At 60.8% G+C, this 21,469-nt stretch carries 16 protein-coding genes and 2 pseudogenes; 8 read left to right on the forward strand and 10 right to left on the reverse strand.

Features of this window, described 5'->3' with window-relative positions; translation table 11 throughout:
- Positions 1-63 precede the first annotated feature (63 nt).
- A pseudogene (locus ACLHHB_RS10800) lies at positions 64-189 on the reverse strand (IS5/IS1182 family transposase); the annotation flags it as partial.
- A gap of 102 nt (positions 190-291) precedes the next feature.
- Positions 292-1,071: an IclR family transcriptional regulator gene (locus ACLHHB_RS10805; protein WP_410218291.1), complete on the reverse strand. Its 780-nt coding sequence runs from the start codon at positions 1,069-1,071 to the stop codon at positions 292-294.
- Between the two features lie 388 nt (positions 1,072-1,459).
- Here ACLHHB_RS10805 and ACLHHB_RS10810 point away from each other — a divergent pair.
- The 3 genes and pseudogenes from ACLHHB_RS10810 to ACLHHB_RS10820 form a co-directional block, all read left to right on the forward strand.
- Positions 1,460-1,998, forward strand: a pseudogene (locus tag ACLHHB_RS10810) (altronate dehydratase); the annotation flags it as partial.
- 18 nt (positions 1,999-2,016) lie between these two features.
- Positions 2,017-2,745, forward strand: coding sequence for an SDR family oxidoreductase (locus ACLHHB_RS10815; protein WP_410218292.1), 729 nt, complete (start codon positions 2,017-2,019; stop codon positions 2,743-2,745).
- 14 nt (positions 2,746-2,759) lie between these two features.
- Positions 2,760-3,605 carry a fumarylacetoacetate hydrolase family protein gene (locus ACLHHB_RS10820; RefSeq protein ID WP_410218293.1) on the forward strand — a complete coding sequence of 282 codons (846 nt, stop codon included), beginning with the start codon at positions 2,760-2,762 and terminating at the stop codon, positions 3,603-3,605.
- Positions 3,606-3,763: 158 nt separating this feature from the next.
- Here the strand turns inward: ACLHHB_RS10820 and ACLHHB_RS10825 are convergent, their stop codons facing one another.
- The 7 genes from ACLHHB_RS10825 to ACLHHB_RS10855 all read right to left on the reverse strand — a co-directional run bounded on the left by ACLHHB_RS10825 (position 3,764) and on the right by ACLHHB_RS10855 (position 11,135).
- Positions 3,764-4,660: a DMT family transporter gene (locus ACLHHB_RS10825; protein ID WP_410218294.1), complete on the reverse strand. Its 897-nt coding sequence runs from the start codon at positions 4,658-4,660 to the stop codon at positions 3,764-3,766.
- 99 nt (positions 4,661-4,759) lie between these two features.
- The gene (locus ACLHHB_RS10830; RefSeq protein WP_410218295.1) at positions 4,760-5,773 is read right to left on the reverse strand and encodes a TRAP transporter substrate-binding protein; all 1,014 of its coding nucleotides are present in this window, start codon (positions 5,771-5,773) and stop codon (positions 4,760-4,762) included.
- Positions 5,774-5,800: 27 nt separating this feature from the next.
- Entirely contained in the window at positions 5,801-7,078 is a 1,278-nt protein-coding gene (locus ACLHHB_RS10835) for a TRAP transporter large permease (RefSeq protein WP_410218296.1), read from the reverse strand.
- Positions 7,075-7,620, reverse strand: a complete 546-nt coding sequence (locus ACLHHB_RS10840; RefSeq protein WP_410218297.1) for a TRAP transporter small permease — start codon at positions 7,618-7,620, stop codon at positions 7,075-7,077. Before ACLHHB_RS10840 ends, ACLHHB_RS10835 begins: the two co-directional genes overlap by 4 nt.
- Position 7,621: 1 nt before the next feature.
- A complete protein-coding gene (locus ACLHHB_RS10845) occupies positions 7,622-8,860 on the reverse strand; it encodes a fumarylacetoacetate hydrolase family protein (protein ID WP_410218298.1) in 1,239 nt (412 codons plus the stop codon).
- 61 nt (positions 8,861-8,921) lie between these two features.
- On the reverse strand, positions 8,922-9,635 hold the full coding sequence (locus tag ACLHHB_RS10850; RefSeq protein ID WP_410218299.1) for a FadR/GntR family transcriptional regulator: 714 nt from the start codon (positions 9,633-9,635) through the stop codon (positions 8,922-8,924).
- A 33-nt stretch (positions 9,636-9,668) separates the two neighbouring features.
- Positions 9,669-11,135: an FAD-binding oxidoreductase gene (locus ACLHHB_RS10855; RefSeq protein ID WP_410218300.1), complete on the reverse strand. Its 1,467-nt coding sequence runs from the start codon at positions 11,133-11,135 to the stop codon at positions 9,669-9,671.
- A gap of 99 nt (positions 11,136-11,234) precedes the next feature.
- Between ACLHHB_RS10855 and denD the strand changes: the two genes are divergently transcribed.
- From denD to ligD, 5 genes are all read left to right on the forward strand, one after another.
- The gene (denD, locus tag ACLHHB_RS10860) at positions 11,235-12,218 is read left to right on the forward strand and encodes a D-erythronate dehydrogenase (protein ID WP_410218301.1); all 984 of its coding nucleotides are present in this window, start codon (positions 11,235-11,237) and stop codon (positions 12,216-12,218) included.
- Positions 12,215-13,105, forward strand: coding sequence for an NAD(P)-dependent oxidoreductase (locus ACLHHB_RS10865; RefSeq protein ID WP_410218302.1), 891 nt, complete (start codon positions 12,215-12,217; stop codon positions 13,103-13,105). Before denD ends, ACLHHB_RS10865 begins: the two co-directional genes overlap by 4 nt.
- Positions 13,102-14,886, forward strand: coding sequence for an IlvD/Edd family dehydratase (locus tag ACLHHB_RS10870; protein WP_410218303.1), 1,785 nt, complete (start codon positions 13,102-13,104; stop codon positions 14,884-14,886). The genes ACLHHB_RS10865 and ACLHHB_RS10870 overlap by 4 nt, the downstream gene beginning before the upstream one ends.
- A gap of 2,064 nt (positions 14,887-16,950) precedes the next feature.
- Positions 16,951-17,880 (forward strand): Ku protein, encoded by a 930-nt coding sequence (locus tag ACLHHB_RS10875; protein WP_410218304.1) that lies wholly within the window; start codon positions 16,951-16,953, stop codon positions 17,878-17,880.
- A 2-nt stretch (positions 17,881-17,882) separates the two neighbouring features.
- Complete coding sequence (gene ligD, locus ACLHHB_RS10880; protein WP_410218305.1) at positions 17,883-20,369, forward strand: DNA ligase D; 2,487 nt, start codon at positions 17,883-17,885, stop codon at positions 20,367-20,369.
- Positions 20,370-20,396: 27 nt separating this feature from the next.
- Here ligD and ACLHHB_RS10885 read toward each other — a convergent pair whose 3' ends face one another.
- Positions 20,397-21,197 (reverse strand): Ku protein, encoded by an 801-nt coding sequence (locus tag ACLHHB_RS10885; protein ID WP_410218306.1) that lies wholly within the window; start codon positions 21,195-21,197, stop codon positions 20,397-20,399.
- Between the last annotated feature and the right edge of the window lie 272 nt (positions 21,198-21,469).

Genomic DNA, 21,469 nt, shown 5'->3' on the forward strand with positions numbered 1-21,469 from the left:
CCAAGGCGCACCTGTTCGTGTTCGGCCTGGCCTCGAACCAATGGCGGCTCATGCCTCCCTCCGGAAAATACCGTCGAGAACAAGACGATGATTTGCAGGCTTTCGTCCGTCCGCATGCCGGACAGCTCGGATGAAGCTCTCAAAGAAGGCCCACTCGTTATCCGACATCAAGTTGCGTGCCACGCCCACCTCCAACGCAGAGGTGAGCCTGATTCACAGCCGGCAGCGAACCGAAATCCCTTTTGTCAACGCGCCCTAACATCAGGTTTCGCCAGCGTTAGCCCTGCTTCCTCACTTTCTGAACGATGGAGAGATTGCACTGGCTGTATCAACAAGCGGCGGAACGATCTTTTTCAGCAAGCTGTCGTTATCCCATGAATAGGCCGACACGGAACACTGGACCGCCGCAACGGCGCGGCCGTCTGGACCGCAGATGGGCGCTGCAACGGCAAGTTCGTTCAAGATCATCTCGTCGCGCGAAACCGCAAAACCCTGCGTCGCGGCCGTTTCGATGATGTCAATAATATCTGTACGGTCCAAGGTCGTTCGTGGAGTAAATGGCTTGATCGGCCAGTTCTTGACCGCCACCTCGCGCTCCTCCTTGGGCCACGTCGACAAGATCGCACGACCGACTGACGTGGACAAAGCCGGAAGGCGCCTTCCGATGATGGCGGCTGCAAAATGGGTACGCTGACAGGGCAACCGCAGAACATAGATGGTATGATCACCCGAAATTTCTGCAAGATTCACCGTTTCACACAGCTGCCGTGACAACTCGATCAGCTTTGGCATGGCATTCCCCACCAAAGGATCTGACCAATAATAGGCATAGGCCAGCTCTAGCCAAGCATGGGAGGGGCGAAGACGGCGTGTGATCGGATCCTTGTCCAGCCACCCTTCCTGGTGCAGCGTGTTCGCCAGCCTTTGAACCGTGCTCTTGTCCATGCCCGTGCGTCCGACCAAGCCGACCAAGCTTAGCTCGGAATGATTTTCGTCAAAAGCGCGCAGCACTCGGAGCCCTTTCGCCATTGCACCCACAAACAACGAGTCGCGTTTTTCGGCATCAGCCAAAACTATTCCTCCGATTGTGACAGCAGGCTTGACGAGCCAATGATTCGGCTGCTTATCCGAATGCAATAGAAAGTATCGCAGTGCGATGCAGAAAGTTTAGACAGCAATAGGGGTGCGGAATGAAACGTAGCGTCCTGAGCAGCAGCGGGGCGGCATTTGCACTTCTTTCGGCCAACGCGCCCCATGCCGATAAAAGCAACAATACATTGCGCCTTGCCTTCACCAAGAATTTGAAAGCGTTGACAGTTACTTCAATTCGGCACGCGAGGGTGTGGTGCTGTAGCGGGCGATCTGGGACGGCCTGATCTATGCCGATCCTGCAACCGGAGAATACAGGGGAAATCTCGCCACCGACTGGACGTGGATCGATGATACGACTCTGGAACTAAAGCTGCGCGAGAGCGTGACGTTGTGGGCGGATTACACCGCCCGCAATTTTGGCCAAATGGACAACAATCCGTCCCCCGGAAACAAGCGGGGCGGGTTGACGACGATCCTTGAAAAAAGTCTTGGGGCCGTGGCCAAGGGCGGCACGGCGCCCTTGTCGGCTGTTTATCGTTACGGTGAGCCGATCGACCGGCCCGGCTTTGTCTTCATGGACAGCCCGGGCTATGATCCCTGCTCGGTTACCGGTCAGGTCGCCTCGGGCGCCACCTGATCGCGTTCACCACCGGACGGGGCAGCGTATCGGGCTATCGACCGGTGCCCTGCATCAAGATTGTCTCCAATCCGGACCTTTGGCAGCGGATGGAACCGGACATGGATGTGGATTGCGGAGAGATCCTGTCAGGTGTCACTCTGCAGCAGAAGGGGCGCCAGATCTTTGACCTGATGCTGCGCTTGGCCTCGGGCGAGGAAACGAAAAGCGAAGTGCAGGGATTTGGCGCGATCGAATTCGTGCCATGGCAGATCGGCGCGGTGATGTGAGCGAAAGGAAGAATATTCATGGCCAGAACTGATCTTTCAGGACAACGCGTCCTGATCACGGCAGCCGCGCAAGGGATCGGCCGAGCCAGCGCGCTGGCCTTTGCCCGCGCCGGTGCGACAGTGATCGCGACCGATATCAACGAGGCCGGACTGCAGGGGCTGGAGGGCTGTCGGACCGCGCGCCTCGATGTGCTGGACAGCAGCGCCGTTACGGCATTCTGCGCCGATCTCGGGCCAGTCGACGTGCTGTTCAATTGCGCCGGGGTGGTCCATGCCGGCAGCATCATGGAGGCCAGTGACGCTGATCTTGACTTTGCCTTCGACCTGAACGTCAAGGCGATGGTGCGGATGATCCGCGCCGTTCTGCCGGGTATGGTTGATCGGGGGCAGGGGGCAATCATCAACATGTCCTCGGTGGCTTCATCGGTGAAGGGGGTGGCGAACCGCTTCGCCTATTCCACGACAAAGGCCGCGGTGCTGGGGCTGACAAAGTCGGTCGCCGCGGATTATGTCGGACAGAACATTCGGTGCAATGCGATCTGCCCCGGGACGGTGCAGTCGCCCTCGCTGGACCAGCGGCTGGCAGCGACGGGGGATTACGACGCCGCGCGCGCGGCCTTTGTCGCCCGCCAACCGATGGGACGCATTGCCGATGCGGAAGAAATCGCCGATCTTGCAGTTTACCTCGCCGGTGCGACCTATACCACTGGTCAGGCCGTCTGTGTCGACGGCGGCTGGACTATCTGAGACAAGGAGCCGACATGAAATTCCTCCGCTATGGTGCCGCGGGCGCCGAAAAGCCCGGCCTGATGCATGGCGACGGCACCATCCGCGATCTTTCCGGGAATCTCGCCGACCTGTCAGGCGCGGCACTGCATCCCGATGAGATCGCACGCTATTCCGCGCTGGACGTGGATGCGCTGCCGGTCGTCGAGGGGAACCCGCGTTTGGGGCCACCCATTGCCGGAACGGGCAAGTTCATCTGCATTGGCCTGAACTATGCCGACCACGCCGCGGAAAGCGGAATGGATGTTCCCCCTGAGCCCGTCATCTTCATGAAGGCCACCAGCGCGATCTGCGGTCCGCATGATCCCATCGTGATCCCCCGCGGTTCGCAAAAGACCGATTGGGAGGTCGAACTGGCCGTCATCATCGGCAAGCGGGCAAAGTATGTCTCCGAACAGGATGCAATGGATCATGTCGCCGGCTTTGCGGTGACGAATGACGTCTCGGAACGGGCGTTCCAGGCCGAACGCGCGGGTCAGTGGACCAAGGGCAAGTCCTGCGACAACTTTGGCCAGATCGGGCCATGGCTGGTGACGCCTGACGAGATTGCCGATCCGCAGGATCTGCGCATGTGGCTAAAGGTGAACGGCGAGACGATGCAGGATGGCTCGACCCGCACCATGGTTTATCAGGTGCCCTTCCTGATCCACTATCTCAGCCAGTTCATGACCCTGCATCCGGGGGATGTCATTTCGACAGGGACACCGCCGGGGGTGGGGATGGGAATGAAGCCACCCCGTTATCTCAAGCCCGGCGATGTTGTCGAACTTGGAATCGACGGACTGGGAGATCAACGACAGCAGGTCGTCGCGGACGATTGACCGCTTTGATCGGCGCGGCCGCCTTGGGAAAGTGCAGGGCGGCCGCAGCGGCCTGAAGCGGGTCCCCGGAGCCTGACGGACCGGAGGCTCCTGATGCGTCACGGGATACGTGATGCCGCTATCGGAACAATTTACAGGGCCGGCCCTGCACTTGGCGATCAGGTTGGTGTGGAGGGGCTGGTGCCAGTCTGTTCCACATTGGTACGCGCGGGACGACGCAGTACAATCAGCCCCGAGCCCACGATAAGCGCGGCCCCAACCAGCATGCCCGCGGCCGGAACGTCACCGAACACGAGGAAACCGAACAAACCGCCCCAAACCAGCAGTGAATATTGCAGCGGCGCCACCACCGACGCATCGGCCAGTTTGAGGGCGCGGGTGACCAGCATATGCGCTCCTGTCGCCACCACGCCCAGCAGGAACAGCAATGCGAGGTCGCTGCCCGATTTGAGCGGCTGCCAGTCAAGGGGCGCCAGCAACAGGCCCGCCGCTGCGGCCGCCGCAATCTGGAACAGGACCAGATCGCGGTCCGGTGTCTGGCGCAGGGACCGTCCCAGGATCATGATGGCGGCAAAGGCCGCCGTGCCCAGCAGCGCGAACAGCGCGCCGAGACCGGACAGCTGCAGGGACGGCGCCAGAAGGATCAGCACGCCAACAAAGCCCAGGCCGACCGCGCTCCAGGTCTTGGCGCTGACGCGCTCTTTCAGCAGGAAGGGAGAGATCGCGACGACGTAAATCGGCGCGGCCATCCAGAAGGCCATGACATCGACCAGCGGCATGTAGGATACTGCAAGGTAAAAGCAGAACACCTCGGCCGTCGCACAGATTGCACGCAGGGCCTGCAGGCCGGGACGGGGCGCCGATCTCACGCGCGCAATCATGTCGCCTCCGCGCAGGAGAAAGGGCGCCATCATCAGGCCCGCCGCGACCGAACGCAACAGGATTACCTGGGCAACACCGTAGTCGGCCACCAGCCATTTGCCGATCGCGTCGTTCAGTGCAAAGGCCGCCATACCCAGCAGCATCAACAGCGCACCGGCCATGTTGCCAGACATGTTGGATCCCATTCCAAGCCCCGTTGTCCGCCGTGCCACCGGCGCCGCTGTCGGCGCCGGTGGTCATGTCATATGTGCAGGATCGTCACGTGCCGGAGCTCAGTTGGCCGCCCGCAGTTCGGACAATGCCTGCTGGACCTGATCGACGACATCGGCCCCGATCGCAGCCTTGTGCTTTTCATAAACGACCTGGGACTTTTCAAGCATCTCTTCCTGATCCTCGGGGGAGATGGTGTTGAACTGCAGGCCGGCTTCCTGCATCTTTGCCAGCGACTGCTGGTTCAGTTCCTGGATAGCCTGACGTTCGACATCGCGTCCCACGACGGCGCAATCGCGCAGCGCCTGCTGTTCTTCGGGCGAATAGCTTTCGAAGATCGCCTTCGAGAAGAGGAACAGGAACGGCGTGTAAGCATGCTTGGTTTCGCTGATATAGGACTGCACCTCATAGAACTTTGAGGTATCGATCGTCACGTAGGGATTTTCCTGTGCATCGATGGCCTTCGTTTCCAGCGCCGAGAAGACTTCGCCAAAGGACATGGGAGTTGCGTTCGCGCCAAAGTTCGAGAAGGTGTCGAGGAAGATGTTGTTCTGCATGACGCGAACCTTCATCCCCTCGAAGTCTTCCCATTTGGTGATGGGACGCTGAGAGTTCGACATGTTGCGGAAGCCGTTCTCCCAGTAGGCGAGGTTGACCAGCCCGACCTCGTCCAGCTTTCCGTTCAGCATGTCACCGAAGGGGCCGTCCATGATGGCATAAGCCTCTTCGGGCGTGCGGAACAGGAAGGGCAGGTCAAAGACGCCAAGCGCTGGCACCATGCCGACCAGCGGTGACGACGAAGTCACGACCGCTTCCTGCAGACCGCTGCGCAGCGCCTGCGTGGCCTGCAGGTCGCCACCAAGCGCCCCGCCCCAGAACCCCTGCATCTTCATCTTGCCACCGGTCTTTTCGTCCAGGCATGCCTGCATCGCCTGCATGCCGTTGTTGACCGGATGATCCTCGTTGATGCCGTTCGAGACGCGGAAAGTCCGGTCCTGGAATTGTGCCAGGGCAGGGCTGGCCGCGGCCAACACGGTGGTCAGGCACAAGGCTGCCTTCAGAATGGAATGTTTCATGGTTTCCTCCCGTTTTTTGGTCTTTGTTCAATAGAACCAGTTTGCCGGAATGATCACGATGCTGGGGAACGCCACCAGCAGCAGGATCACCAGGATCTGCGCGATCAGGAATGGCCAGACACCGCGGATCACCTTGCCTAGGGGCACGCGCCCGACGCCGCTGACGACGTTCAGCACCACGCCCACCGGCGGTGTCAGCAGGCCGATGCAGCAGTTCATGATGAACAGGACACCGAAATAGACCGGATCGATGCCGGCCTTGGCGATGATCGGCATCAGCACCGGAGTCAGGATCAGGATCGTGGGCGTCAGGTCGAGTGCCGTGCCCACGATCAGGATCAGCGCCATGATCGCCAGCATCAGCAGCCTGGGATTCTCGATCAGCGGTTCGATATAGCCCGCGATCTCGGCGGGAATGTTGGCAGCGGTGATCAGCCATGCCGAAACCAGCGCCGCGCAGACCAGGAACATGATCGCCGCCGTTGTCCGGCCGGCAGAAATAAGGACATGCGGCAGGTCGGTCAGCTTGAGTTCTCTATACACGAACATGCCGACAAACAGGGCATAGAAGGCGGCGATGACGGCCGCCTCGGTCGGCGTCACCACGCCCAGCTTGATGCCGCCCAGGATGATGACCGGCATCCCGAGCGCCCATATGGCCCGCCCCGAGGCGCGCCCCCTGTCGGCCCAGCTGGCCCGGAGGAGTGTCTCAACACGGTCGTTGCGGGCCACGATCAACCAGGTGACGACCAGTGCGACACCCATCAGCACGCCGGGTACGATACCGGCCATGAACAACTTCGAGATCGAGACGTTGGCGGCGACGCCAAAGATGATGAAGGCCATCGAGGGGGGGATTACCGGCGCAATGACGCCGCCCGCGGCGATCAGGCCCGCCGATCGGGGCACATTGTAGCCTGCGCGCGCCATCATGGGGATCAGGATCGCCGCCAGTGCCGCCGTGTCCGCCGCGGCCGAACCCGAGATCGAGGCCATGATGACGGCCGCGATGATCGCCACTAGGCCGAGGCCTCCGCGGATATGCCCCACGCAGGTGATCGCAAACTCGATGATGCGCTTGGACAGGCCGCCCGCGTTCATCAACTCGCCAGCCAAGATAAAGAACGGAATGGCCAGCAGGGTGAAGGTATCCGCGCCGATCAGCATGTTCTGGGCGATGATCTGGGTGTTGAACATGCCCATGAAGGACATCAGCACCACGCCGCAGAAGATCAGCGCAAAGGCGACCGGCACCCCGATGGCCATGGCGCCCAGCAACGAGACGATAAAGATCAGAAGCGTCATTCGCCACGCCCCCGGATGCTGCCTTCGGGCAGCGTTTCGTCCATCTCACCGCCAAAGCCGCTGATCTCGGCCTCGGTCATCCTGCCCGTCACCAGGCGGAACAGCCGTTCAAGCGTGATCAGGATGATGCCCGCGCCGGTGAACAGTCCGATGCCATAAACCCAGGCCATCGACAGTCCGGTGACAGGCGCGCTCATGCTGGCGTTGATGGGCAGCTGCTTCCAGGTGCCGTGGGTCAGGACGCCGGCGCAGCCCAGGATCAGCAGGTCGGACAGCCCCATCAGCACGAGGCGGCCACGGCGGCCGAACTGCGCCACGACGGTTTCCATGCCCATGTGTTGGCGGTGATGATAGGCCACAACCGCTCCGATGAAGGTCAGCCAGACAAAGGCAAAGCGGGACAGCTCGTCTGATACGGCAATGCCCGAGTTCATGGTATAGCGCATGACGACATTGACAAAGACCATGATGGCCATTGTGGCCAGCAGCAGGGCCAGCAGGATGTCGAGCAACCGGAAGAACAAAGGGACGGCGCGGGCCATGTCAGATCCTTTCGCCAAGGCCGCGCCCGACCAGGTTGCGCATCAGCTCCCGGGTGCCGAAACGCCACTCGGGGCAACGGTCCGTGCGATCAACCCAGTTGACCAGCCGTCCCAGTTGCGGAGAGGCGATCTCGACCCGATCACCGACCTCGTGAGTGAAGCCCTGGCCTGCCCCTCGGCGGTCCTGAACAGGGGCAAACATCGTGCCAAGGAACAGCACAACCCCGTCGGGATACTGATGCGAGCGATTCAGAAGCTGGCCCACCAGATCCCGGGGGCTGCGGCTGATGGCCTCCATCCGGCTTTCTCCGGTCATGACAAAGCCGTCCTCTCCTTCGACCCGCAGCGAAACCCGCGCATGGTTCAGGTCATCATGGGTGAAGCGGTCGTCGAACAGGCGAATAAAGGGACCGATCGCGCAGGAGGCATTGTTGTCCTTGGCCTTGCCCAGAAGCAGCGCTGAACGACCCTCCACATCGCGAAGATTGACATCGTTGCCGAGGGTCGCGCCGAGGATGGAGCCGTCCGACCGCACAACCAGCACAACCTCGGGCTCGGGATTGTTCCATTCGGACATCGGATGGATGCCCACCTTGTCGCCGCATCCGACCGAAGACATCGGCTGTGCCTTGGTGAAGATCTCGGCATCCGGGCCGATACCGACTTCCAGATACTGGGACCACAGGCCCATTTCCTGCAGCAGCGCCTTGACCTGTTCCGCCTTTTCGGAACCGGCCCGCACGTCGCGCAGACTGTCGCCGATCACCGGGGCCAATCGGGCGCGCACCTCATGGGCGCGGGCGCTGTCGCCGCGGGCCTGTTCCTCGATCACCCGCTCCAGCATGCTGTCGGCAAAGGTCACCCCGGCCGCCTTGATGGCCTGCAGATCGACCGGGGGCAGAAGGTGCCCGGCCGTATCGTCCAGAAAACCGGTCAAAGGTCCAAGGCTGGGCAAATCGGGAGCCGTGACCACCTCATGCAGGTCGGCACGTTCCAGAAGGCCGGACATCGTCGAGGACACACCGGCCAGATCGAACAGATGTGCATCCCGCACCACCACAGGGCAGGGGCCGCCGTGGCCATCAGACCAGACTCGCCCCAACAGGATCGCACGATCCGCATCCTCCGGCAAAAGCATGGAAGCCTTCAACGCCTGCTTTGCAGCCAACTGCCCCTCCGTCACATGCCGACGCTCCTCCAGCGCCGCGTTGTCCGACAATGTCAGACAACAGTATGACATGACCCTAAGGGCCTGTGCGCGCGCCTGTCCACAGGAATCTTTGGACGCGCCGCGGGCTAGGTCAGGAATAGAATTCCAGCCGCAAGGCCACCCGCTCGGCTGAATTGGCCATATGTGTCCGCATGGCGTCCCTTGCGCGCATGGGGTCGCGGGCTGCGATGGCATCGCGCAGTTCCGTGTGTTCGCGGTTCACGATCATCACGATCTCGTCCAGCCTGATCCGCTCGCGCGACTCCACGATACTCAGCATCACCCGGTCCGAGATCGCGCGGAGGAATTGGACGAAATAATCGTTTCCTGTGGCACCGGCGATGGTCCGGTGAAAATCGAGATCGGCCAGGATGCCGTCGCCAGCTCCTTCGAGGGCAGTCATCCGGGTTATTGCCTCGTCCATTTGTTGCAGGTGTTCGGCACGATGATAAATTGCAGCCAAACCTGCAGCCTCGATTTCCAGCGGTACGCGCAACTGGAACAGGTCCCGGAACATGTGCCTGTCCATCTGCCCGCCATCGTCCAGACGAATATGGCGTGTCGGGCGGACGGTCACGAAGGCGCCGACACCCTGACGAGTCTCGATCATGCCTTCGTTGCGCAATTGCGCGATGGCTTCGCGGATGACGGTGCGGCTGACGCCAAAGCTTTTCGACATGGCATGTTCGGTGGGCAGCTTGTCACCGGGCTTCAGCGTTCCTTTCTGGATCTGCTGCGAAAACTGCGCCGCGATGCGGGTCGGCAAGTGTTCCGTGCGCATGATCTGAGTGAAATCACCGCTCATCGTCCAGCTCCTTTGAGGCCTGCCTTTGCCAAGTCAGGGCAAATCGATCTGGCAGCCCGGGTTCAACGTCATCTTCGGATCCAGCGCCTGCTTGATTGACGCCAGAAGCTGACGCTGTACCGCAGGCAGCCGGGCTTCGAAATCGTCCTTCTTCAGCCGCCCGATGCCGTGTTCCGCGCTGATCGACCCGTTGTAACGATCGAGGACCTCATTCACGATCTTCTTGGCCTTCAGGATCTGGTCTTCCGCCCGGTCGATGCCCTGTTCATGGTCGGGCAGGACATTCAGATGCACATTGCCATCGCCGACATGCCCATAGGACACGCAGATGCAACTTGGCAGCTGCGCGATGACCGCCGCCTCGGCTTCGGCCACGAACTCTGCCAGCCGCGACAATGGCACTGAGATATCGGTGCGCAGATGCCGCCCGCGTTGCGCCTGTCCCAGGTTCATCCCTTCACGGATCGCCCAAAGATTGCGGGCCTGCGCCTGTGATTGCGCAATCACTCCGTCGACAGCCAGTCCAGCCTCGAAGGCAGCCTCCAGGAACTTGTGCATCAGGCCGTCGATATCGACCATACCAGAGCCCGAAATCTCGACCAGGGCATAGGCGGGGTGGGTCGGGTCCAGAGGGATGGGCAGGTCCGGCATCGCCTCGCGCGCCAGTTCGATCGCCAGTGGGGGCATGAACTCGAAGGCGGACATCAGGTCGCAGCAGTCCCGCCGCGCGCGGCGGTAAAGTTCGATCGCATCTTCCAGCCGGGGCAGGGACACCAGTGCCGTGGCCACCTGATCGGGCGCGGGCAGCAGCTTGACTGACACGGCGGTGATGAGGCCCAATGTCCCCTCGGCACCGATGAAAAGCTGCTTGAGGTCGATGCCGCGATTATCCTTGCGCAATTGTGACAGCCCGTCAAAGACCTGACCATCCGGCAGCACGACCTCCAGCCCCAAAACCAGTTCGCGCGTCATGCCATATCGGAGCACGTTCACGCCGCCAGCGTTTGTCGACACGTTGCCACCGATCTGACAGCTGCCCTGCGCGCCAAGGGTCAACGGAAAGAACAGCCCTACCGCCGTCACGGCCTCCTTGATCTGCTCAAGGACCGCACCGGCCTCGACCACCGCCGAGAAATTATCGGCGTCGAGGTAGCGGATACGGGACATGCGCTCCAGGCTGACGATGACCTGTCGGGCAGGGGCATCAGGCACCGCCCCCAGCACCAGGCCGGTGTTTCCGCCTTGCGGAACGACCTGCAGATCCAAGGCGATGGCGGCGCGCATGCAGGCCTGCACATCGCCAGTGTTTCGCGGCCGCAAGACTGCAACAGCATCGCTTTGCACATCGCCGTGCCAGTCACGGCAATAAGGCACAACCGCCGCACCCGACACCACCATGTCCGGTCCCAGCATCTCGATCAACCGCTCCAACCGGGAACTGCCGGCATTGTCGAGAGCATCTTGCGTCTTCACATCGGTCATTTCGTGGGTGCCGTTCATGGCATCGCCTCATGAGTCTTGATGTTTGCAGGTCATCAGACAATCATACTAATGTAATCAGGCTGATTTGCCAGCCGGGATCCGAGGAGGAGCGCGCGGATGCATGTCCTGACCATAGGGGCGGCCGGAATGCTGGGCCGAAAGCTGACACAGCGTCTGGTGCGGGATGGCGCGCTTGCAGGACGGCCGGTGGAGGTCCTCACCCTGGCCGATATGGTTGCCCCCGAGGCGCCCGATGGGTTTTCGGGCAAGGTCCGGCTGGTGTCCGCGGATCTTTCCGCACCAGGGACAGCCACAGACCTGATCGAGGCACGGCCCGACGTGATCTTTCATTTTGCCGCGATTGTTTCAGGCGAAGCCGAAGCCGACTTCGAAAAGGGCTACCGGATCAACCTTGATGGAACCCGCGATCTGTTCGAGGCGATCCGTCTGGCCCATCTTGAGGATGGATACCGTCCGCGGGTGGTCTTCGCGTCCTCGATTGCGGTGGTGGGGGCTCCATTGCCTTATCCGATCCCGGACGATTTCCACACAACACCGCTGACAAGCTATGGCACGCAGAAGGCGATCAGCGAACTGCTGCTGGCCGATTATACCCGGCGCGGATTTCTTGACGGCATCGGGATCAGGTTGCCGACCATCTGCATCCGGCCTGGCGCGCCCAACAAGGCGGCGTCAGGGTTCTTTTCTAACATCCTGCGCGAACCGTTGGTCGGACAAGAGGCCGTCCTGCCCGTTCCCGACAGCATCCGGCACTGGCACACGTCTCCGCGCTCCGCGGTCGGGTTCATGATCCACGCCGCCAGCATGGATCTGGACCAGGTGGGGCCGAGGCGAAGCCTCTCCATGCCGGGCGTCAGCGCCACTGTCGGCGATCAGATCGAGGCGCTGCGCCGCGTGGCCGGCGATGCGGCGGTCGCCCTGATCAGGCGCGAACCCGACGCAGCCATAACCCGCATGTGCGAAGGCTGGGCGCCGGGATTCGAGGCGACCCGTGCCCGCGAACTGGGCTTTGTTGCCGAAGACCGGTTCGATGACATCATCCGCGCCCATATCGAGGACGAATTGGGTGGCACGATATGAACAGGATTGCGTTTCTGGGGACCGGGCTGATGGGTGCCCCGATGGTTCAACGGCTGCTTGCGGCGGGCCATCCGGTGACCGTCTGGAACCGCTCGCCGGACAAGGCAGAGGCGCTGGCGGCTGATGGTGCCATGCCTGTCTCCGATCCCGGGCAGGCCGTGGCTGGCGCCGACTTCGTCTTCACCATGCTGTCGGATGGGCCCGCCGTGGCCGAGATGCTGTTCAACCGCGGCGTGGCCAATGCCATGTCACGAGGAGCGGTGTTGATCGACACCTCCTCCATCGCCCCGGCCCAGGCCCGGGATCATGACGACCGCCTTCGGACCATGGGGATCGATGCGGTCGATTGTCCCGTTTCGGGCGGGGTCGTCGGCGCAAGGGAAGGCTCGCTTGCGCTGATGGCAGGGGGCGAGGCTGCGGTGATTGCGCGGATCACGGATGTCATGGCGCCGTTGGGCCGGCTGACCCATGTCGGGCCAGCAGGGGCGGGGCAGGTCTGCAAGTTGGCCAACCAGCAGATCGTGGCCATCACGATTGGCGCGGTGGCCGAGGCAATGACACTGGTCTCGGCCGGTGGCGCCGATCGCGCCAGGTTCCGCGAAGCGATCCGCGGCGGATTTGCCGAAAGCCGCATCCTGGAACTGCACGGCGGACGCATGGTTTCCCGGGAATTCCAGCCCGGTGGTCCGTCCCGGCTGCAACTGAAGGATCTGAACGCAGTGGCGGATCTGGCCGGCATGGCAGGATTGACCCTTCCCCTCACAGAAACGGTTCGGGCGGCATTCTCGGATTTCGTGGCCTCGGGCCATGGGGACACCGATCACAGCGGGTTGCTGCTGCATCTGGAAGCGATGAACCCCACATCCAAAAGCAAGGATCACCCATGACGGCACCCGACAATCCGCGCCGCCGCCTGCGTTCGCAGGACTGGTTCGACAACCCGGACCATGCCGACATGACGGCCCTTTATCTTGAACGCTTCATGAACTACGGCACGACGCCCGAGGAACTGCGGTCCGGCAAGCCCATCATCGGCATCGCCCAATCGGGCAGCGATCTGAACCCCTGCAACCGCCACCACCTGGATCTGGCCAAGCGCGTGCGCGACGGGATCCGGGATGCGGGCGGCATTCCCATCGAATTCCCGTCGCACCCCTTGTTCGAGAACTGCAAGCGACCGACCGCTGCCCTCGATCGCAACTTGGCCTATCTCGGACTGGTCGAGCTGCTTTACGGCTATCCATTCGACGGGGTCGTGCTGACCACAGGCTGTGACAAGACAACCCCCTCGGCGATAATGGCGGCGGCGACCGTCGATCTGCCGGCGATCGTGCTGTCAGGTGGGCCCATGCTGGATGGCTGGCACGAGGGCAAGCTGGCCGGGTCCGGCACGGTCATCTGGCAATCGCGTCGCAGGCTGGCGGCGGGCGAGATCACGCGGGACGAGTTCCTGCAGACCGCGCTCGATTCCGCACCTTCGATCGGGCACTGCAACACGATGGGCACCGCTTCGACGATGAACGCCATTGCCGAAGCGCTTGGCATGTCCCTGACCGGAGGTGCGGCCATTCCTGCAGCCTATCGCGAGCGTGGCCAGATGGCTTATCGCACCGGGTTGCGCGCGGTGGAACTGGTGCGAGAGGATATCCGCCCCTCGCATGTCTTGACGCGGGCGGCGTTTTTGAACGCGATCCGCGTCAATTCCGCAATCGGAGGTTCGACCAACGCGCAGCCGCATCTGATGGCGATGGCCCGGCATGCGGGTGTGGAGCTGAATCCCGAAGACTGGCAGCGGCATGGATATGATATTCCATTGCTGGCGAATGTCCAACCCGCGGGCGCCTATCTTGGCGAGCGTTTTCACCGTGCTGGCGGCGTTCCCGCCATCATGTGGGAGCTGCTGCAGGCCGGTCTGCTGGACGGCGATTGTCCGACCGTGACCGGCAAGACAATGGCACAAAATCTTGTTGGCCGGGAAAGTACGGACCGCGAGGTAATATGGCCTTTCGAGTCGCCCATGATGAAGCGGGCAGGTTTTCTGGTGCTGCGGGGCAACCTGTTCGATTTTGCCATCATGAAGACCAGCGCCATCTCAAACGAGTTTCATGCCCGCTACCTTTCCCAGCCGGGGCAGGAAGGCACGTTCGAGGGCACTGCCTTTGTTTTCGACGGATCGGCGGATTATCATGCGCGGATCAACGACCCTGCGCTGGAGATCGACGAGTGCTCGATCCTGGTGATCCGTGGTGCCGGCCCCCTCGGCTGGCCCGGTGCGGCCGAGGTGGTGAACATGCAGCCCCCCGACCGCCTGATTAAGCGCGGCATCCGCAGCCTGCCGACGATCGGTGACGGTCGACAGTCCGGCACGGCCGACAGCCCGTCGATCCTGAATGCATCGCCGGAAAGTGCTGCGGGCGGAGGTCTTGCATGGTTGCGCACCGGCGACAGGATCCGGATCGACTTGAACCATGGCCGCTGTGACATGCTTGTGGATGATGCCGAAATTGCGCGGCGGAAGGAAGACGGCATTCCGGCTGTCCCGGATTCAGCCACTCCCTGGCAAAGGCTCTATCGTGCAACGGTGACCCAGCTTGCAGAAGGCGCGACAATTGAGGGAGCAGATGATTTTCAACAGATCAGCAAGGCGATGCCGCGGCACAATCATTGAGTCTGTCCCTGCCGCCCAACACAGTGACGGCAGGGTGGATGTCGTGGAAATAATGAGCATGGCTTGATTTTGAGGATTGTGGGTTGTCAGGCCTAGAGCATCGCGAACGGGCTTGTGGCTCTGAATGCCCGCTGCTCCAGAACGCCCGGAGTTGTCGTAGAATGATACGCCACTTTGAGGCAGTTGAATCGGTTGGGGACGATTACCTGCTGAGGCGGTCCAGCAATGCGAGGAAGTGGCTCCAGTTGTTTTGGAGAAGAAGAGCGGATGATAGCGAGACAGGGCTAAGGACATTGTCTCGGATCCGCTCCGGGGCGGCGAGCCTCAACGCAGGCTCAACCCGAACTGACAAACGCGGGGTTGAAACCACGTGGCATGGCTCTTGAGCTGTGGCGAACAAGTCGGAACGACGAGCGCAAGAATAAACGTTCTTTGGCAGGCGGCACTCGATGCTGCCGTCGCCGCTGCAGTCTTTGAGGCCAAGTGAATTCACCAATCCTGCCCCGCAGGATCCGCTATGCTCCGGAGTATTCCGTCTGCAAGCCCCATTTGCAACGCTTCTTATCACCCGCAAGAGACTTGCTGCAGATCCCTCCAATGAGAAATATTTAGCAAAAATTACCATTGTTGGTACAACAGTCTGCATACCTTTCTGCAGCGGTTGTGCCATGGGCCGCAGCGTCAATTCCAAAACTGGAAACCGGTCGTGCATGAACCCCATGATGTGATACATTAGGTGGTGCCACTACGATGCGGCCTTCCTCGTCGTAGGTGAGGCTGGTTTGCCTTTGGATGTCCGCATGTCCGTGAAGCAGCTTGCAGTTTGGTTTCCCGGATCAGAAGGGCATGATTATGGAAAACTGGATTCCGAGCAGCCCAAGCGCGACTGCCGGGATCATTCCCGACGATGCCCTCATCTGACGCCGCAGAGTATCAAGGGCAGGAGCGGTCGCAGGGGATCTAGATGTCCCGTAAAAATTCGATCCGCAATGGACGAGGGACATAGCCTCTGCCTGGCATCAAGCCAAGGTGCGTCTCGCGCCTCGCCGCAGGGTAAGGGTTATCCCCCGCTGATGGTATTGCATTTAACAGGCTTCAAGCATAGTGCCACGGTAATGCAAAGAGCAAATATCCGACCGGGGCGACGACAGCGAATGGGAGAAGCTGAAAAACCATGCTTGCGTGACTTGGCCCGCGACACAGCAGACTAGACGCGCCACTGCCTTTGGTTTGCCGACGGCTTCCACATTCGGTCCTCGGCAAACTGCTGTCGGATATTTAGCTCGACGGCTGGAAGGTATCTGGCGAAACGGGCCAACCTGCTGACCAACCGATCGCAATGCCATCACCCCGTATGCTCAAAGCTTGGCAGAACGCGATTACCAGGTTGCGTGGCAAGACCTCTTGCCCGTTAATTCTATGCCGTTAAAGGAGAGTGTATGCCCAGGCCAAGCCATGGCTCCGCGAAGGAGGCGCTGACCGCATCCCACGCCAAGGCGGCAGTTTCCCACCTGATGCTTTTTGACCGAAAACCACAAGAGCGTCTTGTGCTGGCGCAGGGTTCTCGTAGGCGCGGAAATGAGGTTGAGGGCGAGACGAAGCCCGCCATCATGCCGCATAAAGACAGCCATACAAGATGACTGCCGGTATCGCACGATCAGCAGGATCTGCTATTGCACATCACGAAAATGCAGCTCTAGGTTGCTTGGATGGCGGCACCGTGATCTTGCTCAAGGTGGAATGGGATCAAGCTTCGGGGGTGCTATGGAGTGGGACGACTGACAAGGCGTGCAGCTGGCTATCCGCAATGCAAGATGTCGGGCCGCATGATGGCGGTGCCACTGCGAAGAAAGATTTCTAGAACAGACATATGGCTATGGATGACTGCTGCTGAACCCGCAGATGCATTGCCGGCGCGTGCCCGATGCAGGGACATGCGTCAAAGTCACTGCGCGTGAAGGCTTGGAACCCAAGCAAGCCTGCCGATCGCCTTTATGCAACGCGAGGGGAGCGAAAGCAGTCTATGATCACGCGACAGCCGCTGACGGGAACCAAAGGAAAACGATGCAGTTGGAGCTTGATGTGCGGGAGGATGGCAAGATGGCACCAAGGGCGAACTGGAAGGGCTTCCTGCAGATCGGCGAGGTCAGTTGTCCTGTCTCTCTTTATACGGCCGCGTCCACGTCCGATCGGGTGTCCTTTCACACGCTGAACCGCGAAACGGGCCACAGGGTCCGGCGTCAATACGTCGACAGCGGAACCGGACAACCGGTCGAGCGCGATGACCAAGTAAAGGGATACGAGACAGCGGCAAACGAATATATCGTCCTTCAGCCTGATGAGATCGCCGCTGCTGTTCCGGACAGCGACAAGACATTGGCGGTTTCGACCTTTATCGCGTGCAGCGACATCGACGACGTGTTCTTCGACAAGCCTTATTATCTGGTTCCCTCGGACGAGAATGCAGAGGAAGCCTTTGCGCTTATCCGCGAAGGCATGCGGGCAAAGCAAGTGGCGGCACTGGCGCAGACAGTGCTGTTTCGCCGTGTCCGGACCGTATTGATACGCGCTCATGGCGACGGGCTCATTGCAACGACGCTGAACTTCGATTACGAGGTGCGCGCCGCAGAGGAAGCTTTCCAGGACATGCCCAATACAAGGGTGACGGGTGAAATGCTGGAGCTCGCAGAACACATCATCCATACCAAGATGGGCGAATTTGATCCTGAAAGCTTTGACGACCGGTATGATGCGGCACTGGCAGAGCTGGTCAAGGCCAAGCTGGAGGGCCGTAAGTTTTCGCCCAGGAAAGAGCCCAGGCAGGACAAGGTCGTCAACCTGATGGCTGCCTTGCGCGAGAGCGCCGAACTGGCCGGCAAGGAGAAAGGCACACGCAGCCGGTCGAAATCTGCCGGCACCCGTACACCATCGGGTGCCAAGACCGCAGGCAGGGCGAAATCGAAATCTGGTGACGATGACCGTCAGGCCAGCTGACAATGGCAAAGCTCGACCAATATCGAAAGAAGCGGAATTTCGGCCTCACGCCCGAGCCGGACAGCCAGATATCTTCTGCGAGCGGTCATTCCTTTGTCATCCAGAAGCACGCGGCACGGCGTCTTCACTATGACCTGCGGCTGGAGATGGAGGGCGTGCTGCGCAGCTGGGCCGTCACGAAAGGGCCCAGCCTCGTGCCCGGCGAGAAGCGGCTTGCCGTTCATGTCGAAGATCACCCACTGGACTACGCGGATTTCGAAGGGACCATCCCCAAGGGGCAGTATGGCGGCGGCACTGTCATCGTATGGGATCGAGGGCAATGGGTGCCGGTTGCAGATCCCGAGCACGGCTTTGCCAAGGGGCACCTTGAATTCGAGTTGCAGGGGGAAAAACTGTCAGGCCGCTGGCATCTGGTCAAGATGCAGGGCAAATCCCGCGAAGCGCGTGAGAACTGGCTTCTGATCAAGGGGGAAGATGCTGCAGCGCGCGACGAAGGCGCTTTGGACATTCTTGAAGAACGCCCCGAGTCGGTCAAGACAGGCCGGACGGTCGAAGAGGTGGCCGCGGAGGGGCCGGCATCCGGCAGGCGTCCTGCAGAGAAGACATCTGGCGAAACTGAAGGCGTCAATCCTTCTGCCATCACGGGCGCCAGAAAGGCCCCGCTGCCGGACTTTGTCGCGCCGGCGCTGGCTACTCTGAAACGCGCGCCCCCGACGGGGAACAACTGGCTGCACGAGATAAAGTTTGACGGCTATCGGCTGCAGGCACGCATCGACGGGCAGGATATCAGGCTGCTGACCCGTGGCGGGTTGGACTGGAGCGACAGGTTCGGTCCCGAACTGGTGGATGGCCTTAGCCGTTTGCCGGTGAAAACCGCCCTGATCGACGCGGAGGTCGTGGTCGAGGCCGGCGGAGGTGCGTCCAGTTTTTCGGCCCTGCAGGCCGACCTGAGTGCGGGCCGCACGGACCGGTTCGTCCTGTACCTCCTGGACCTTCTCTATCTGGACGGCCAGGATCTGCGGAAGGCCCCTCTTTGTCAGCGAAAGGATGCGCTGGAAAAGCTGGTCCCCGCGGAGCAGGGCCGGATCCGGTTCAGCAGTCATTTCAAGGAGAGCGGTGGGCTCGTTCTGAGGCATGCCTGCCGTCTCAGCCTCGAAGGCCTTGTTTCCAAGAAAGCCGATGCTCCCTACCGCTCCGGTCGCGGCACCACTTGGATCAAGTCGAAATGCTCCGAGCGGCAGGAGTTCGTCATCGCGGGATATGTTCCGTCAAGCACCTCGAACCGTGCGGTAGGATCTCTTGTTCTGGGCGTTCATCATGAAGGGCATCTTGAACATGTCGGCCGCGTAGGGACCGGGTTCACAACCAGTGTCGCGGAAAGCTTGTATGAAACGCTGGACAGGCTTCGAACCAAAACACGCCCTTTTCGGGATCCCCTGACTGCAGACCAGAAACGACAGGTGCTTTATGTACGGCCAGAACTGGTGGCCGAGGTCGAGTTTCGTGCCTGGACTGCGGACGGGCAATTGCGACATGCTTCGTTCAGAGGGCTGCGCGAGGACAAGCCTGCTGCCGAGATCGTGCGCGAGGCAAACTGGCAGAAGGATCAAAAGGCTACGGCCCCGCGCCGCAAGGTCGCGCTGACTCATGCAGACAGGGTTTATTGGCCCGATGTCGGTGTCACGAAGGAAGGTCTGGCTGATTATCATGCCGATATCTGGCCCCATATTGCCCCCCATATCGTGGGGCGTCCTTTGGCGCTGTTGCGGGTCCCGAATGGCATCGGGGGAAAGAGCTTTTTTCAGAAGCATGCATGGAAAGGCATCAGCAAGCATGTCAGGATGCTGAGCGACCCGAAGGACAAGGCAGGCGAACCCTTGATAGCCATCGATGATCTGGACGGGCTGCTGGCGCTCATTCAGTCTGCAGTTCTGGAAATTCATCCTTGGGGCGTCATGGGTCCTGACCTCGAACGGCCCGACATCATCACCATGGATCTCGATCCCGGAGAGGGTGTGTCATGGGAGGCAGTCATCGATGCCGCCCTGGAGGTGCGACAGCGTTTGTCCGATGCAGGATTGGAAGCCTATGTGAAGACTTCAGGCGGGAAAGGGCTGCACATCGTCTCGCCACTCAAGCCCGAGGCAGAATGGCCTGCGGTCAAGGCGTTCACCAAGTCCATCGCCACACGCATGGCCGCCGATGATCCGTCAAGATACGTGGCAACTGTTACCAAGTCAAAGCGTCGCGGCAAGATCCTGATCGACTACCTTCGCAACCAGCGCGGAATGACCGCAGTTGCTGCCTTCTCGCCGAGAGCACGTCCCGGTGCGCCAGTGTCGATGCCTCTGGCATGGGACGAACTCAGCCCCGCCATAGGTCCCGATTATTTCAACCTGCTCAACGCGCATACGCGGGTGCAGGCCCTGACGTCAGACCCATGGGAGGGATTTCGCAAAGCGGAGAAATCTCTGCCCCTTGTGTCATGAAAATTGACGCGCCCTGCCTGAACAGGCCTATTTCTTCTTGGTCTCGGCGCTGATGCTCTTGCGAAGCGCATCGACGATGTTGATGACATTGCCAGGCGCAGCAGCCTCCGCCGTTCTGGAGGAAGCCTTTCGCTTACGGCCCTTCTTCTTGGCATTGATGATGTCCAGCAGCCGTGCCTGAACCGGGTCCTTGACCATGGCCGGATCCCAAGGCGCCGTTCGTTGATCGATCAGCTTCTTGACCATCGACATCAACTGGGGATCAGGCCTTTCATGCTTCAGCTTGCCAAAATAGTTCGCCTCGTCCCGAACCTCGTCGCCATAGCGCAAGGTCCACAGGACAATTCCCTTTTCAGAAGGTTTCAGCATCACCGCCCTTTCACGGCGATACATGACCAAGCGTGATATGCCGACGGTACCGGTGGATTCCATGGCATCGCGGATGACGGCGAAAGCCTCGGCACCTATCTCGTCATTGGGCATGAGGTAGTGAGGCTTGTCATACCAGACCCACCCGATCGAGTCGGCATCCACAAAGGCATCGATGTCGATGGTCCGCGTGCTTTCCAGTGCGACGGAATCCAGTTCGTCGTCTTCGAGGGTCACATAATCACCGTCGTCCCGCTCGTAGCCCTTGACCTCGTCATCCGGGTCGACAGGTTTGCCGGAGAGAGAGTCGACATACTGGCTGACCACGCGGTTTCCCGTCTTTTCATTTAATGTATGAAAGCGGACCTTCTCGTTATCTGTCGTTGCAGGTGTCATGGCGACGGGACATGTCACCAGCGACAGTTTCAGATAACCCTTCCAATAGCTGCGCGGCGCCATCGTCACACTCCTGCCGGTCCAGACAGGAACGACAAGGGGGTCGCTTGGTTCCCGTGCCGCTTTTGGCGTCATGGTGAAAGCCCCATCTCATGTTTGGCGATGTGCAAGACCAAAGATAGAAGCTCTAAGAATCGAGGCATCACAGGGCGGCTCGGCAACGCGCGCAGCGTCGCAAGCGAGGCAGGCAACTTGACAGAGAGATACTTGATTGGCGTTGATGATGTGACCGCCCCCCGACGGCATCTGATGTGCCAAGGTGGGTCTGCAACGAT

Source organism: Paracoccus sp. (in: a-proteobacteria), from assembly GCF_046462195.1.
Taxonomy (GTDB): domain Bacteria; phylum Pseudomonadota; class Alphaproteobacteria; order Rhodobacterales; family Rhodobacteraceae; genus Paracoccus.

What these genes read in the sequence shown, in the direction of transcription:
- ACLHHB_RS10815 (WP_410218292.1), top strand. Translation starts at nt 2,017, where the DNA reads ATGGCCAGAACTGATCTTTCAGGACAACGCGTCCTGATCACGGCAGCC.
- ACLHHB_RS10820 (WP_410218293.1), top strand. Translation starts at nt 2,760, where the DNA reads ATGAAATTCCTCCGCTATGGTGCCGCGGGCGCCGAAAAGCCCGGCCTG.
- ACLHHB_RS10825 (WP_410218294.1), bottom strand. Translation starts at nt 4,660, where the DNA reads ATGTCTGGCAACATGGCCGGTGCGCTGTTGATGCTGCTGGGTATGGCG.
- ACLHHB_RS10830 (WP_410218295.1), bottom strand. Translation starts at nt 5,773, where the DNA reads ATGAAACATTCCATTCTGAAGGCAGCCTTGTGCCTGACCACCGTGTTG.
- ACLHHB_RS10835 (WP_410218296.1), bottom strand. Translation starts at nt 7,078, where the DNA reads ATGACGCTTCTGATCTTTATCGTCTCGTTGCTGGGCGCCATGGCCATC.
- ACLHHB_RS10840 (WP_410218297.1), bottom strand. Translation starts at nt 7,620, where the DNA reads ATGGCCCGCGCCGTCCCTTTGTTCTTCCGGTTGCTCGACATCCTGCTG.
- ACLHHB_RS10845 (WP_410218298.1), bottom strand. Translation starts at nt 8,860, where the DNA reads ATGTCATACTGTTGTCTGACATTGTCGGACAACGCGGCGCTGGAGGAG.
- ACLHHB_RS10850 (WP_410218299.1), bottom strand. Translation starts at nt 9,635, where the DNA reads ATGAGCGGTGATTTCACTCAGATCATGCGCACGGAACACTTGCCGACC.
- ACLHHB_RS10855 (WP_410218300.1), bottom strand. Translation starts at nt 11,135, where the DNA reads ATGAACGGCACCCACGAAATGACCGATGTGAAGACGCAAGATGCTCTC.
- denD (WP_410218301.1), top strand. Translation starts at nt 11,235, where the DNA reads ATGCATGTCCTGACCATAGGGGCGGCCGGAATGCTGGGCCGAAAGCTG.
- ACLHHB_RS10865 (WP_410218302.1), top strand. Translation starts at nt 12,215, where the DNA reads ATGAACAGGATTGCGTTTCTGGGGACCGGGCTGATGGGTGCCCCGATG.
- ACLHHB_RS10870 (WP_410218303.1), top strand. Translation starts at nt 13,102, where the DNA reads ATGACGGCACCCGACAATCCGCGCCGCCGCCTGCGTTCGCAGGACTGG.
- ACLHHB_RS10875 (WP_410218304.1), top strand. Translation starts at nt 16,951, where the DNA reads ATGCAGTTGGAGCTTGATGTGCGGGAGGATGGCAAGATGGCACCAAGG.
- ligD (WP_410218305.1), top strand. Translation starts at nt 17,883, where the DNA reads ATGGCAAAGCTCGACCAATATCGAAAGAAGCGGAATTTCGGCCTCACG.
- ACLHHB_RS10885 (WP_410218306.1), bottom strand. Translation starts at nt 21,197, where the DNA reads ATGGCGCCGCGCAGCTATTGGAAGGGTTATCTGAAACTGTCGCTGGTG.